7 protein-coding genes and 1 pseudogene are annotated in these 14,659 nt (G+C 72.9%); 6 read left to right on the top strand and 2 right to left on the bottom strand.

What is annotated here, in order from left to right:
* Positions 1–55: 55 nt before the first annotated feature.
* From ACGFK0_RS00860 to ACGFK0_RS00835, 6 genes and pseudogenes are all read left to right on the top strand, one after another.
* Positions 56–1,468, top strand: a pseudogene (locus tag ACGFK0_RS00860) (amino acid adenylation domain-containing protein); the annotation flags it as partial.
* On the top strand, positions 1,469–6,478 hold the full coding sequence (locus ACGFK0_RS00855) for an amino acid adenylation domain-containing protein (protein ID WP_392899562.1): 5,010 nt from the start codon (positions 1,469–1,471) through the stop codon (positions 6,476–6,478).
* A complete protein-coding gene (locus ACGFK0_RS00850; RefSeq protein ID WP_392898106.1) occupies positions 6,475–10,476 on the top strand; it encodes an amino acid adenylation domain-containing protein in 4,002 nt (1,333 codons plus the stop codon). The genes ACGFK0_RS00855 and ACGFK0_RS00850 overlap by 4 nt, the downstream gene beginning before the upstream one ends.
* A gap of 13 nt (positions 10,477–10,489) precedes the next feature.
* Positions 10,490–10,699, top strand: a complete 210-nt coding sequence (locus ACGFK0_RS00845) for an MbtH family protein (RefSeq protein ID WP_392898104.1) — start codon at positions 10,490–10,492, stop codon at positions 10,697–10,699.
* Positions 10,692–11,351 carry a GNAT family N-acetyltransferase gene (locus ACGFK0_RS00840; protein ID WP_392898102.1) on the top strand — a complete coding sequence of 220 codons (660 nt, stop codon included), beginning with the start codon at positions 10,692–10,694 and terminating at the stop codon, positions 11,349–11,351. Before ACGFK0_RS00845 ends, ACGFK0_RS00840 begins: the two co-directional genes overlap by 8 nt.
* Positions 11,348–12,085 (top strand): thioesterase II family protein, encoded by a 738-nt coding sequence (locus ACGFK0_RS00835; RefSeq protein WP_392898100.1) that lies wholly within the window; start codon positions 11,348–11,350, stop codon positions 12,083–12,085. The genes ACGFK0_RS00840 and ACGFK0_RS00835 overlap by 4 nt, the downstream gene beginning before the upstream one ends.
* 67 nt (positions 12,086–12,152) lie before the next feature.
* On the opposite strand, the gene ACGFK0_RS00830 is transcribed toward ACGFK0_RS00835, so the two are convergent.
* Positions 12,153–13,208, bottom strand: a complete 1,056-nt coding sequence (locus ACGFK0_RS00830; RefSeq protein ID WP_392898097.1) for a S1 family peptidase — start codon at positions 13,206–13,208, stop codon at positions 12,153–12,155.
* Between the two features lie 199 nt (positions 13,209–13,407).
* On the bottom strand, positions 13,408–14,484 hold the full coding sequence (locus tag ACGFK0_RS00825; protein ID WP_392898094.1) for a S1 family peptidase: 1,077 nt from the start codon (positions 14,482–14,484) through the stop codon (positions 13,408–13,410).
* Positions 14,485–14,659: the final 175 nt, after the last annotated feature.

Here is a 14,659-nt window from a genome sequence, read left to right as displayed (position 1 = left end):
CCTCGCGGCCTGGAACGACACGGGCGGCGACGTCCCGTCCGGCACGCTCCCGGCCATGCTGGAGCGGCAGGCGGCCCGCACCCCCGGCGAAACGGCCCTCGTGTGCGGCGGGGTCCGCCTCACCTACGCGGAGCTGAACGAGCGCGCCAACCGCCTCGCGCACGAACTCATCGCACGCGGGATCGGCCCGGAGGACCGCGTCGCGCTCGTCCTTCCGCGCACGCCCGAGATCGTCGTGGCGATCATGGGCGTGCTGAAGGCCGGCGCCGCCTATGTCCCGGTCGACCCCGAGTACCCGCCCGACCGCGTCGCCTACATGCTGGACGACTGCCGGCCGGCCCTCACCATCAGGGCCGGCGCCTTCCCGGACACGACCGGACGGCCCGCGCACGACCCCGCCGACGCCGACCGCGTGAGGCCGCTGCGAACGGGCAACGCCGCCTATGTCATCTACACGTCGGGCTCGACCGGCCGCCCCAAGGGCGTGACCATTCCGCACGCGGGCCTGCTGAACTACTTCGAGACGCACCGGGACGCGTTCATCGATCCCGCGATCGAGGCCGCCGGCGGGCGCAGGATGCGGTTCGCACACCTGGCGTCGTTCTCGTTCGACACGTCCTGGATGGGCCTGCTGTGGATGATGTACGGCCACGAGCTGCACCTCATCGACGACGAAACCCGCCGCGATGTCGAGGCGTACACCGCGTACGTGGCGCGCGCGCAGATCGACCTGGTGAACACGACCCCGTCGCACTTCAGCTCGCTGCGCGAAGCGGGCCTGCTGAACGATGACGGACGGCACCTGCCGACGCAGCTCCTCCTCGGCGGCGAGGCCATGGGCGAGGCCCTGTGGACGGACCTGCGCGCGATCCCCGGCATCACCGCGCGCAACCTCTACGGGCCGACCGAGTCCACGATCGACACCATGAACCAGGTCGTCGCGGACCGCGAGCGCCCGTCGGTCGGCGGCCCCTACCGCAACGTCCGCTCCTACGTCCTGGACACCGCGCTCCAGCCGGCCCCCGCCGGCGTCCCCGGCGAGCTGTACCTCGCGGGCGCGCAGCTCGCCCGCGGCTACCTCGGCCGTCCCGGCCTGACCGCCGAGCGGTTCGTCGCCGACCCGTTCGGTGCGCCCGGCGACCGCATGTACCGCACCGGCGACCTGGCCCGGTGGCTGCCGGACGGGACGATCGAGTACCTCGGCCGCACCGACGACCAGGTCAAGATCCGCGGCTTCCGGGTCGAGCCCGGCGAGATCGAGAACGTCCTCGCCGGATGCGCGGGCGTCGCGCAGGCCGCCGTCGTCGTCCGCGAGAACCGTCCCGGAGACCGGCGCCTCGCCGCCTACCTCGTCGGCACCGGTGCCGGTGGCGGCATCGACGTCGCGGCGGTGCGGCGGTTCGCGGCGGAGCGGCTGCCCGACTACATGGTCCCGTCGTTCACCGTCCTGGACGCGCTGCCGCTCACCGTGAACGGCAAGCTGGACCGGGCCGCGCTCCCGGCGCCCGACACCGGCGCGTCCGTCAGCCGCGCACCGCGCTCCCCGCAGGAGGAGATCCTCTGCGGCCTGTTCGCCGAGATCCTCGGTGGAGTCGCCGGGGGGTCTGGGGGGTCGCCCCCCAGCGTGAACCGCGTGCCGAGGGTCGGCGTGGACGACGGGTTCTTCGACCTCGGCGGCGACTCGCTCACCGCCACCCGCCTCGTCAGCAGGATCCGCTCCGCGCTGGGCGTGGAGCTTCCCGTCCGCGCGCTGTTCGAGGCGCCGACCGCCGCGGGCCTCGCCGAACGGCTCGCCGACGCCGCCGGCGACGTCCGCCCGCCGCTGGTCCGCGCCGAACGGCCCGGCGTCGTGCCGCTGTCGTACGCGCAGCAGCGGCTCTGGTTCCTCAACCGCCTCGAAGGCGCCTCCGCGACGTTCAACATGCCGGTCGCGCTCCGGCTCGACGGGGCCCTCGACTTCGGCGCGCTCCGCGACGCGCTCGCCGACGTCGTGGCCCGGCACGAGTCGCTCCGCACGATCTTCCCGGACGGGTCGGGCACCGCCCGCCAGCTCGTCCTCGACCCGGCCGCCGCCCGGCCCCGGCTCGACATCACCGAAACCGGCGAGGCCGCGCTGCCGACGGCCCTCGCCGCCTCCGTCGGGCAGGGTTTCGACCTGTCCGTCGAGCCGCCGCTGCGGGCCCGGCTGTTCGCGCTCGGCGGCGACACGCACGTCCTGATGCTCGTCCTGCACCACATCGCGGCGGACGGCTGGTCGATGGCGCCGCTCGCCCGCGACGTGATCCTCGCCTACGCGGCCCGCGCCGACGGGAAGGCGCCGCAGTGGGCGCCGCTGCCGGTCCAGTACGCCGACTACACGCTCTGGCAGCGCGAGCTGTTCGGCTCCGAGGACGACCCCGGCAGCCTGATCTCCAAGCAGATCGCCTACTGGAAGGACGCTCTCGCCGGGCTCCCGGAGGAACTCGCGCTGCCCGCCGACCGGCCGCGCCCGCCGGAGGCCACCTACCGGGGCGCGACGCACACGTTCGAGCTGGACGCCGAACTCCACGCCGGGCTGCTGGGCCTGGCCCGCGAGAGCGGCGCGAGCCTGTTCATGGTCATGCAGGCCGCCTACGCCGCGCTCCTCACCCGCCTCGGCGCCGGGACGGACGTGCCGATCGGGTCGCCGATCGCGGGCCGCACCGACGAGGCGCTCGACGATCTCGTCGGCATGTTCGTCAACATGCTCGTCCTGCGCACCGACACGTCCGGGGACCCGTCGTTCCGCGACCTGATCGGGCGGGTGAAGGAGACCGACCTCGCGGCCTACGGGCACCAGGACCTTCCGTTCGAGCGGCTCGTCGAGGTGCTCAACCCGGCCAGGTCGATGGCCCGGCACCCGCTGTTCCAGGTCGTCCTGTCGTTCCAGAACAACCCCGAGGCCCGCCTTGAGCTGGACGGGCTCAGCGGAGGCGCCGAACCCCTCGGATCGGGCGCCGCCAAGTACGACCTGTCCCTCTACCTGGAGGAACGGCACGGCGACGACGGCGCGCCCGCCGGGATCGAGGCCGGTCTCGAATACGCCCTCGACCTCTTCGACCCCGGCACCGCCGAGACCATCGCCGCCCGCTTCGAACGGCTCGTCCGCGAACTGATCGCCGACCCGGACGCGTCCATCGGCGCCGCCGAGATCCTGAGCGGCGGCGAGCGCCGGACACTGCTGCGCAGGTGGGCCGGAGGCAAGGGCGGCGACGTCGAGCGGACGACCATCCCGGCGTTGTTCGAGGCGCAGGCGGCGGCTCGTCCGGATGCGCCGGCGGTGACGTTCGATGGTGTGACGTGGGCGTATGGCGAGGTGAACGCGAGGGCGAACCGTCTTGCGCATCGGCTCATCGAGCAGGGTGTGGGGCCGGAGCGGTTCGTGGCGTTGTCGTTGCCGCGTTCGGCGGATCTGGTCGTGGCGATTCTGGCGGTGCTGAAGGCGGGTGCGGCGTATGTTCCGATCGACCCGGACTATCCGGCAGACCGCATTGAGTACATGGTCGGGGACGCCGAGCCCGCCCTCACTCTCGGCCCGGACGATCTGGACGCGTTCGGTTACGACGATGGCGACCCGGGTGTCGCCATCGATCCGGACCATCCGGCGTATGTGATCTATACGTCGGGTTCGACGGGGCGTCCGAAGGGTGTGGTGGTTCCGCATCAGAATGTGGTGCGGCTGCTGCGTTCGACGGAGGGGTGGTTCGGGTTCGGCGTGGATGACGTGTGGACGTTGTTCCACTCGTACGCGTTCGATTTCTCGGTGTGGGAGTTGTGGGGTTCGCTGCTGTACGGCGGTCGTCTGGTGGTCGTGCCGTACATGACGTCGCGTTCGCCGCAGGAGTTCTTGAAGCTGCTGTCGGACGAGCGTGTCACCGTTTTGAACCAGACTCCGTCGGCGTTCTACCAGTTGATGGCGGCCGACAAGGAGAACCCGGGCACCGATCTTGCGTTGCGCTACGTGGTGTTCGGTGGCGAGGCGCTGGAACTGGGGCGTCTGGAGGACTGGTACTCGCGGCACCCGGAGGATGCGCCGACGCTGGTCAACATGTACGGGATCACCGAGACCACGGTGCATGTGTCCTACGTCGCTCTTGACCGGGCGTATGCGGCGACTGCGGCGGGCAGCGTCATCGGCGTGGGCATCCCGGATCTGCGCGTCTACGTCCTGGACGATCGTCTGCAGCCCGTACCGCCGGGTGTGGCGGGGGAGTTGTACGTCGCGGGCGCGGGGCTGGCGCGCGGTTACCTCAACCGTCCGGGCCTGTCCGCCGAGCGGTTCGTCGCCGACCCGCACGGCAGGCCCGGTACCCGCATGTACCGGACCGGCGACGTCGGCCGCTGGCGCCGCGACGGGACGCTCGAATACCTGGGACGCGCCGACCAGCAGGTGCAGCTGCGCGGGTTCCGGATCGAGCTGGGCGAGATCCAGGCGGTCCTGACCCGGCACGAGGCCGTCCGGGACGCCGCGGTGGTCGTCCGGGACGACCGCCTGGTCGCCTATGTGGCCGGGAGCGGTGTCGATGCGTCGGAGTTGCGCCGGTTCGCCGGTCAGGACCTGCCCGACTACATGGTTCCGGCGGCCGTGGTCGAGTTGGACGCTCTGCCGCTGACGGTCAACGGCAAGCTGGACCGCAAGGCTCTGCCCGCGCCGGACTTCGCGGCCAAGGTGTCCTCCCGCGCGCCCCGCACGTCCGAAGAGGAGGTCCTCGCGGGCCTGTTCGCCGAGGTCCTCGGCCTGGAACGGGTCGGGGTCGGCGACGGGTTCTTCGACCTGGGCGGCGACTCCATCATCGCGATCCAGCTCGTCTCCCGCGCCCGCCAGTCCGGCCTGGTCATCACACCGCGCGAGGTGTTCCAGCACCAGACCGTCGAGGAACTGGCCGCGACCGCGCGTCCGGTGGGCGAAGGCGAACGGGTCGACGCCGAGGCCCCCGGCGCCGGCATCGGCCAGGTCCCCGCCACGCCGATCATGCGCTGGTTCCAGGACCTGAACGGCCCGGTCGGCGGCTACAGCCAGCGGATGCTGCTCCAGGTCCCGCCGGACCTGGGCGTGGAGAGGCTCACCGCCGCGCTGCAGACCGTCCTGGACCACCACGACATGCTCCGGCTCCGCATGCACGCCGACGCCGACGCCGACGGCTCGCAGGCCGCGGACAACAGAGGCACCGAGTTCGAGGTCGCCGAACCCGGCACGGTCGACGCGGCGGCGCTCGTCCGCCGCGTGGACGTCGCCGGCCTGGACACCGGCGGGCTCCGCGCCGTCCTCGCCGCCGAGGCCGAGGCCGCCCGCCGCCGCCTCGACCCGGCCGCCGGGACGATGGCGCAGCTCGTCTGGTTCGACGCCGGCCCCGCCGAATCCGGTCGTCTGCTGCTCACCCTCCACCACCTCGCCGTGGACGGCGTGTCATGGCGGATCATCCTGCCCGACCTGGTCGCCGCGTGGGGCGGGGGAGACCTCGACCCCGTCCCGACGTCGTTCCGCCGCTGGGCGCAGCGCCTCGCCGCCGAGGCGTCCGACCCGGCCCGCACGGCGGAGCTGCCGCTGTGGGACGACATCCTCGCCACCCCCGACCCGGTCCTCGGGCCCCGCCCGCTCGACCCCGCGGCCGACACGTTCGGGACGGCGCGGCACCGCACGCTCGACCTGCCCGCCGACGTCACCGCGCCGCTCCTCGCCGACGTCCCGGCCGCCTTCCACGGGCGGGTCAACGACGTGCTGCTCACCGGCCTCGCCCTGGCCGTCGCCGAATGGCGGCGCGAACGCGGCACCTGCGACGAGACGGCCGTCCTCATCGACCTCGAAGGGCATGGCCGCGAGGAGATCGTCCCCGGCGTGGACCTGTCGCGCACCGCCGGCTGGTTCACCTCGATCTACCCGGTGCGGCTCGACGCCGGATGGGTCGAGCCCGCCGACGTCCGCGAGGGCGGCCAGGCCGTCGGGACGGCGCTGAAGCGGGTCAAGGAGCAGCTCCGCGAGATCCCCGACAACGGCATCGGGTACGGCCTCCTGCGCTACCTCGACCCCGCGGCGGGCGCGCGCCTCACCGGGCATCCGCAGATCGCGTTCAACTACCTCGGCCGGTCCGCCGCGCCCGAGGCCACCGACTGGGGTCCGGCGGGACAGGCCGACGGCGACGCCCTCGGCACCGGGCAGGACGACGCGCTCGGCCTCGTCCACGCCATCGAGGTCAACGCGCACACCCGCGACCTGCCGGACGGCCCCGAGCTGTCCGCGACGTGGACGTGGGCGGGCGGACTGTTCGACGAGGCCGCGATCGCGGACCTCGCCGAGCGCTGGTACGCGGCGCTGCGCGGCCTGGTCGCGCACGTCGTGGACGGCGCGTCCGACGGGCCCGTCGGCGGGTTCACCCCGTCCGACCTGTCGCTGGTGGACGTCAGCCAGGACGAGATCGACGAGCTCGCCGCCGAGCTCGACGGCGAATGGGAGCTGGATTGAGCAAGTCGCAGCTTGAGGACATCCTCCCGCTGTCCCCGTTGCAGCAGGGGCTCTTCTTCCACGCGCTGTACGACTCGGGGCCTGTGGAGCGGCGAGCGGCGGAGCGAGGAACGAGTGGGCAGGCGAGCGCGACCAGAGGGGACGTGTACACCGCGCAGATCGTGTTCGACCTGCGCGGCCCCCTCGACGCGGACGCCCTGAAGGCCGCCGCCGCGACGCTCCTGCGGCGGCACGCCAACCTGCGGGCCGGTTTCCGGCAGCGCAAGGAGGGGTCACCGGTCCAGGTCGTGCACCGCGAGGTCCGCCTCCCGTGGGACGACGCCGACCTGTCCGCCCTGCCGGAGGCCGAACGCGAGGCGAAGGCGCGGGAGCTGGTCGACGCCGAACGCGCCCGGCCGTTCGACATGACGAAACCGCCGCTGCTGCGCTTCCTGCTGATCAGGCTCGCGGACGGCCTGCACCGCATGGTGTTCACCAACCACCACATCCTGCTGGACGGCTGGTCCACGCCCGTCCTGCAAACGGAACTGTTCGCGCTCTACCTGGCCGGGGGCGACGACGCCGGGATGCCGCGCGTCACCCCGTACAAGAACTACCTGGCGTGGCTCGCCGCCCAGGACCGCGCCGCCGCCGAGGACGCCTGGCGCCGCTCCCTCGACGGCGTCCACGAACCCACCCTCGTGGCGCCGGGCGCACCCGAGCCCGGCGCGGACACGCCCGGACGGGTCCGGACCCGCCTCACCGAGGCCCTCACCTCGGCGCTCAGCGCGCGCGCCCGCGCCCAGGGCGTCACCCTCAACACCGTCCTGCAACTCGCGTGGGGCACGCTGCTCGGCCGCCTCACCGGCTCGACCGATGTCGTGTTCGGCGCCGCCGTGTCCGGCCGTCCACCGGAACTCCCCGGCGTCGAGCAGATGATCGGCCTGTTCATCAACACGCTGCCGATCCGCGTCCGCGTCCGGCCCGCCGACACCGTCGCCGATGCGCTGATCCGCCTCCAGGACGAGCAGGCCGCGCTGATGCCGCACCACCACCTCGGCCTGGCCGACATCCAGCGCCTCAACGGCACCGGCACCCTCTTCGACACGATGACCGTGCTGGAGAACTACCCGTTCGACCCGGACGCCGCCGGCGCCGACCTCGGCGGCCTGTCCCTCCACGACGTGGACGGATACGACGCGTCCCACTACCCGCTGACCTTCGCCGCCGTCCCCGGCCGCGGCCTGTCCCTGCGCATCGACCACCGCGCCGACCTGTTCACCGAGGACGACGCGCAACGCCTGATGCGCCGCTTCATCCGCATCCTGGAGGCCGTCGCCCACCGCCCCGACCTGCCGCTGGGCCGCATCGACGTCCTGGACGACGACGAACGCGAACACGTCCTGGAGACCTGGCAGGGACCGGCGACGGACCGGACCCCGGGCACCGTCACGGGCCGCTTCGCGGAGCAGCTGGCCCGCACGCCCGCCGCCCCGGCCGTCCGCGCCGGAGGGGAGACCGTCACCTACGCCGAACTGGACGCGCGGGCGAACCGGCTGGCGCACCGCCTCATCGGGCTCGGGGTCGCGGCGGACACGCCGGTCGCCGTCCTCCTCGAACGGTCCGCCGACGTCGCCGTGGTGTCGCTCGCGATCCTCAAGGCGGGCGGCGCGTACGCGCCGATCCACCACGGCTACCCGCCGGAGCGGATGGCGTGGGCGGTCGCCGAGGTCGGTGCGCCCGTCCTGGTCGTCGACGCCGCCATGCGCGACCGCGTCGCCGGCCTCGACACGCCGGCGCGGATCCTCGTCGTGGACGACGACCCCGAGACGGCCGCACTGCCCGGCACCGACCCGGGCGTGCGGTGCCATCCCGACCATCTCGCCTGCGTGCTGTTCACGTCCGGCTCGACGGGCGTGCCCAAGGGCGTCATGCTCCGCCACCGCGACGCCGTCGACCTCGCCACCGACGGCCGGCTCAGGGGCGGGGCGCACGACCGGGTGCTCGTCCACTCGCCGCACGCGTTCGACGCGTCCATCTACGAGCTGTGGACGCCGCTGCTGCACGGCGGCACGGCCGTGTTCGCGCCTCCCGGGCATCTGAACGGCGAGGCCCTCGAAACGGTCATCGCCGAGGAGGACCTCACCGGCCTCTTCATCACCACGACCCTGTTCAACCTCGTCGCGGACGAGCGCCCGCAGGCGTTCGCGCGGCTCCGCGAGGTGCTGACCGGCGGGGAGGCCGGATCACCGGCCGCGATGCGCAAGGTCCTCGCCGCGTGCCCCGACACCGAGGTCGGCCACGTGTACGGCCCCACCGAGGCCACCACGTACACGACGTACTCGGCGCAGCGCGCCCCGCTCGCCGACCCGTCCGAGACGACCCCGGGGCTGGGCCGCCCCTTCGACGACATGCGCGTGTACGTGCTGGACGAGGGGCTGCGTCCCGTCCCGCCCGGCGTGGTCGGCGAGGCCTACATCGCGGGCGCGGGCCTCGGCCGCGGCTACCTGCGGCGGCCCTCCCTGACCGGCGAACGCTACGTCGCCGACCCGTTCGGCGCACCCGGCGGCCGCATGTACCGCACCGGCGACCTCGTCCGGTGGCGGGCGGACGGCGCCCTCGAATACGTCGACCGCGTCGACTTCCAGGTCAAGGTCCGCGGCTTCCGGATCGAGCTGGGCGAGATCGAGGCCGCCGTCGCCGCCCACCCGGCCGTCGCGAACGTCGCCGTCATCGCCCGCGAGGACACCCCCGGCGTCAAGGCCCTCGTCGCCTACGTCATCGCGGAAACCCCGCCCTCCAGGGGGGACGACCCCGCTGAACCCGCCGGTGGGGGACGCGGTGTGGACGGCCTGCGCGAGTTCGTCGCCGCCCGGGTGCCCGAGTACATGGTGCCCGCCGCGTTCGTCCGGCTCGACACGTTCCCGATCGGCCCGACCGGCAAGCTCGACCGGCGCGCCCTGCCCGCCCCCGACTACGGCGAGGCCGCCGCCGGACGCGAACCCCGCACACCCGAGGAGGAGCGGCTCTGCGCCATCGTCGCCGACGTCCTCGGCCTCGACCGCGTCGGCGCCGACGTCAGCTTCTTCGACCTCGGCGGCGACAGCATCGCCGCGCTGAAGCTCGTCACGCGGGCCCGGCGGGCGGACTTCGAGCTGACCCCCCGCGACGTGTTCACCCACCAGACGGTCGAGGCCCTCACGCGGGCCGGCGGGCCCGAGGACCGGCTCGGGTTCGAGATGCTGCTGCCCATCCGGACGTCCGGGACCCGCCCGCCGGTCTTCTTCGTCCACCCGGCGGGCGGCCTGTCGTGGAGCTACCTGCAGTTCCAGCGGCACCTCGCCCCCGACCAGCCGATGTACGGGCTCCAGGCCGCCGGTTTCACGCGGCCGGAGCTGCCCGGCACCGTCGAGGAGGCGGCCGAGGACTATCTGGAGCAGATCCGCGCCGTCCAGCCGTCCGGCCCCTACAACCTCGCGGGCTGGTCGCTCGGCGGGCTCATCGCCTACGAGATGGCCGTCCGGCTCCAGGCCGCCGGAGAACGGGTCGGGCTGCTCACCCTCATCGACGCGTACCACACCCAGGACCTCGAATCGGAGCGGCGCGAGATCCTCCCCGAGCTTCTGGAGAGCATCGGCATCGACGCCGGCATGATCGCCGCCGACGGCAACCCCGACATGGAGCAGATCATGGCGGTGCTCGCCGCACGCGACGACGCCCTCGCGACCCTCGGCGAGGACGACCTGGTCAACGTCTACCGCAACTACGAGAACGGCCTCCGGCAGGCCGAGGAGTACCGGCCCGGACGGTTCCGCGGCGACATCGTCTTCTTCACCGCGCTCCAGGGCCGCACCGGCGACTCGCCCACCGCACGGTCGAACTGGGGCCCCCTCGTCGAGGGCGAGATCGAGGACTACCCCGTCGACGTCGACCACCATCTGCTCATGGAGCCGGGCCCGGCCGCCGAGATGGGCGCCGTCCTTGCCGCCAAGCTCGACAAACTACAGAGCACGCAGTGAAAGGGAACCAGAGATGACCAACCCCTTCGAGGACCCCGACGCCACCTACGTCGTCCTCGTCAACGACGAGGGGCAGCATTCGCTGTGGCCGTCGTTCGCCGAGGTCCCCGCCGGCTGGACGGTGGCCAAGGACGAGGACACCCGGCAGGCGTGCCTGGACTACATCAACGACAACTGGACCGACATGCGCCCCAAGAGCCTCATCGAGGCCATGGGTGAATGACGGCGGCCCGCCGGCGTTCCGCGGGGACGCGATCGCGGTCCCGGCGGTCACCGAGTGGACGATGGAGATGCTCGACGCGGCGGACCTGCGTCCCGCGCCGCTGCCGGGCGTCGAGATGACGTTCACGCTCGCCGGGCGGCCGTCGCCCGAGGTCAACCGCGCCATGTACGCGGCCGTCGGCGCCCGCGTCTGCTGGACGGACCGGTTCCCGTGGACGCACGCCGACTGGCGGGCGTGGGTGGAGCGGCCCGAGCTGTCCACCTGGATCGCCATGGCCGAGGGCACCATCGCGGGCTTCTTCGAGATCGAGGCGCAGCCGGGCGGGGACACCGAGATCCACCTCGTCGGCCTCACGCACGCGTTCGTGGGCCGCGGCTACGGCGGCTACCTCGTCGAGCAGTGCACCCGCCGCGCCTGGCAGCGCGGCGAGCTGTGGGCCCTCGACGGCGGCCCCGCCACCCGGGTGTGGCTGCGCACCAGCAGCCTCGACCACCCGAACGCGATCGCGAACTACCGGCGCCGGGGCTTTAAGGTGGCCGCGGAGACCACCGCGCCCAAGCTCGTCCCGGACCCGCGGGCCGCGCCGTGGCCGCTGCCGCACGATCCGCGCGTGGCCTCCCGCCGCCACGAGCAGGAGGAGTTGATCACTTGACCTGGTTCCGCTGCACCGAGAACCGTCCGTGGGCGTCGATGCGGCTGTTCTGCCTGCCGCACGCGGGCGGGTCGGCGGTGTTCTACCGGCCGTGGGCCAAGGAGATCAGCCCGGCCGTCGAGGTGCACGCCGTCCAGTACCCGGGCCGCGCCGACCGGATGGCCGACGCGATGGTCACCGACGCCCACCAGCTCGCCCGCCTCATCGCCGGTGCGATGGCGCCGCTGATGGACCGCCCCGCCGCCCTGTTCGGGCACAGCATGGGAGCCGTCCTGGCCTACGAGGTGGCGCGGCTGCTGCAGGAGCGCGGCAGCGCCCCGGTGCACGTGTTCGCCTCCGGCGCCCGCCCGCCGCACGACCGCGGCGACGACCGCGTCGCCGACAGGGACGACGACGGCGTGGTCGCCGAGATGGTGAACCTCGGCGGCAGCGACGCCGAGGCCCTGCAGGACCCCGAGCTGCGCGAACTCGTCCTGCCGTACGTGCGCAACGACTTCCGGATGATCGAGGACTACGCCCACCGGCCCGGCACGCGGCTGACCGTCCCGATCACCGCGATCATCGGGGACGCCGACACGCACGTGTCCGAGGAGCAGGCCGCGGGCTGGGCGCGGGTCACCGACGGGCGCTTCGCGCTCAGGACCCTGCCGGGCGGGCACTTCTACCTGACGGACCGGCAGCCGGACGTCATCGCGGAGATCCTCCGCACCCTCGAGGTCCCCGCCGTCCCCTGACCCGGACGGCGGCGGGCCGCCCCGCGGGAGCGATGGTCCGGGGCGGCCCGCCTCTGTCGGGTGTCGGTCAGTAGACGCTCAGGCCGTAGCGGTTGAGCACCTCGCTGACGGGCTGGAAGAACGTCGTCCCGCCCCAGCTGCAGTTGCCGCTGCCGCCGGAGGTCAGGCCGAGCGCCGTGTTGGGAGCGAACAGGGCGCCGCCGCTGTCGCCGGGCTCGGCGCACACGGTGGTGCGGATCAGGCCGGACACCGACCCCTGGGAGTAGTTGACGGTCTGGTTGAGGGCGGTGACCCGGCCGTTGTGCAGGCCGGTGGTGCTGCCGCTGCGGTACACGGTCTGCCCGACCGTGGCGTTCCCGGAGCGGGTGATGTCGTGGGTGCCGCTGTACAGGCTGACGGCGCCGCGCGTGTCGGTGGGCGTCGAGCTGTACTGCACGACCCCGTAGTCGTTGCCGGGGAAGCTGCTGGCCACGACCCGGCCCAGCGTCCGCCCCGACCTGTCGGTCCAGGTCGAGCTGATGTTGGTGCAGTGCCCGGCCGTGACGAAGTAGTACGTGCTGCCACTCCGTACGTTGAAGCCGAGCGAGCAGCGGGAGCCGCCGGCGTAGATGGCCTCGCCGCCGAGGGTGAACTTCTGGAACTTCCCGGCGACGCGCTCGGTGCGGACGGCGGCGCCGTGCTCGGCGGCGGCGGCCTGCACCTTCTTGAGAGCGGCGCCCTTGACGGTGCTGTCCATCGTGAGCAGCACCTGGTTGGTGTCCGCGTCGATGGCCCAGGCGGTGCCCGGGATCGTGGCGTCGCGCTTGAGTGCGGCCATGACCCGGTTCAGGTCGGCGCCGCTGCGCGCCACGGTCTTCGGGACGGCGCCGGCGGCGCGCACCGCCTGTGCGGCCTTGGCGTCGGTCACGGTCACGACCAGCTTGCCGCCCTTGAGGTAGGAGCCGGCGGTCTGGGAGCCGAGCTGGTGCGCGAGCGACGACGCGACCGCGCCGTGGTCGACGGGGGCGGCGGGTGCCGCCGGGCTTGCGAACGCGGCGGGTGCGGTGGCGAGGGTGGCCGCCACCACTGCAGCGGTCGCCGTGGTGACGGCGACGGCGCCGACGCGCCTGTTTCGGATCTTCACTTGTGCCTCCACGGGGGGATGGGCGCACCCGAGTGGCGCGCCGGAGGTCACCGACATGGTGTAAGAACCGTCAATGCGGGCGTAAGACGCAGAAGGTGACTAATTCGGGACGAGGTGGTTGGCACCCTGACAGTGGTCCCGTGGTCAGACCATGAAACGCCTTCATGTTGTGGATCAATCGCCCGCGATCCGGCAGGTGCTAGTAGACGTCGACCCCGTACACCGAGAGCACCTCGGTCACGGGCTGGAAGAACGTGACGCCTCCGGACGAGCAGTTGCCGCTGCCTCCGGACGTCAGCCCGAGCGCGATGGACCCGGCGAACAGCGGGCCGCCGCTGTCGCCCGGCTCGGCGCACACGGTGGTGCGGATCAGGCCGCTGACGCTGCCCTGCTGGTAGTTCACCGTCTGGTTGAGCGCGGTGACCTGCCCGCTGTGGACGCCGGTGGTGCTGCCGCTGCGGGTCACGGTCTGCCCGACGGTGGGGTTCCCGGCGTCGGTGATGTCCTGGAAGCCGCCGGGGCCTCTGACGCCGCCCCGCGTGTCCTCCGGGGTGGAGGTGTACCGGACGATGCCGTAGTCGTTGCCGGGGAAACTGCTGCCGGTGTTGCCGCCGAGCGTCGTCCCCGACCCGTCGGTCCAGGTCGTGCCCGCCGCGGTGCAGTGCCCCGCCGTCAGGAAGTAGTAGTCGGTTCCGTCCGTGACGTTGAAGCCCAGCGAGCAGCGGGAGCCGCCGGAGTAGATGGGGTCGCCTCCGATGACGTACGGACGGAATTTCCCGGCGACGCGCTCGGTGCGGACGGCCGCTCCCTGTTCGGCGGCCGCGGCCTTCACCTTCTTCAGCCCGGCGCCCTTGACGCTCCCGTCCATGGTCAGGACCACCTGGTTGGCGGCCGGGTCGACGGCCCAGGCGGTCCCCGGGACGGTGGCGTCGCGCTTGAGCGCGGACATGACCCGCTTCAGGTCGGCGCCGCTGCGGGTGACGGTCTTCGGGACGGCGCCGGCGGCGCGCACGGCCTGCGCCGCCTTGGCGTCGGTGACCGTGACCACCAGCCTGCTCGTGGCCCGGTCGAGATAGGCGCCGGCGGTGCGGGAGCCGAGCTGCCCCGCCAGCTTCACGGCCACTCTGCCCGTGTCGGACGTGGTGGCGAGGGGCGCGCCGGCCGCGTCGAGCGACGCGTTCGCGGCGGGAGCGGCGGCCAGAGCGGCCGCCAGCAGCCCGGACGCGGCCATGGTCGCGGCGGCGGTACCGCGGATGCGCGTGGGACGGATTTTCACTGTGCCTCCAGGGGGGATTGGGCGCGCCCGGATTGGCGCGCCGGAGGTCACCGGACATGCTGGAAGAAACCTGAACGCGGACGTAAGGCAATAAAGTGACCAATCGGGCAGCCACGGATTGTCACACTGGGTACGGATTCCGTGGTCGTCCCTCGATGGACGGCGCGTCCAATGG

The sequence above is a fragment of the Spirillospora sp. NPDC048823 genome, from assembly GCF_043198445.1.
Classification (GTDB): Bacteria; Actinomycetota; Actinomycetes; order Streptosporangiales; family Streptosporangiaceae; genus Spirillospora.
The sequence above is the reverse complement of the archived record's forward strand: the minus strand, read 5'-3'. Positions and strand labels throughout refer to the sequence as shown.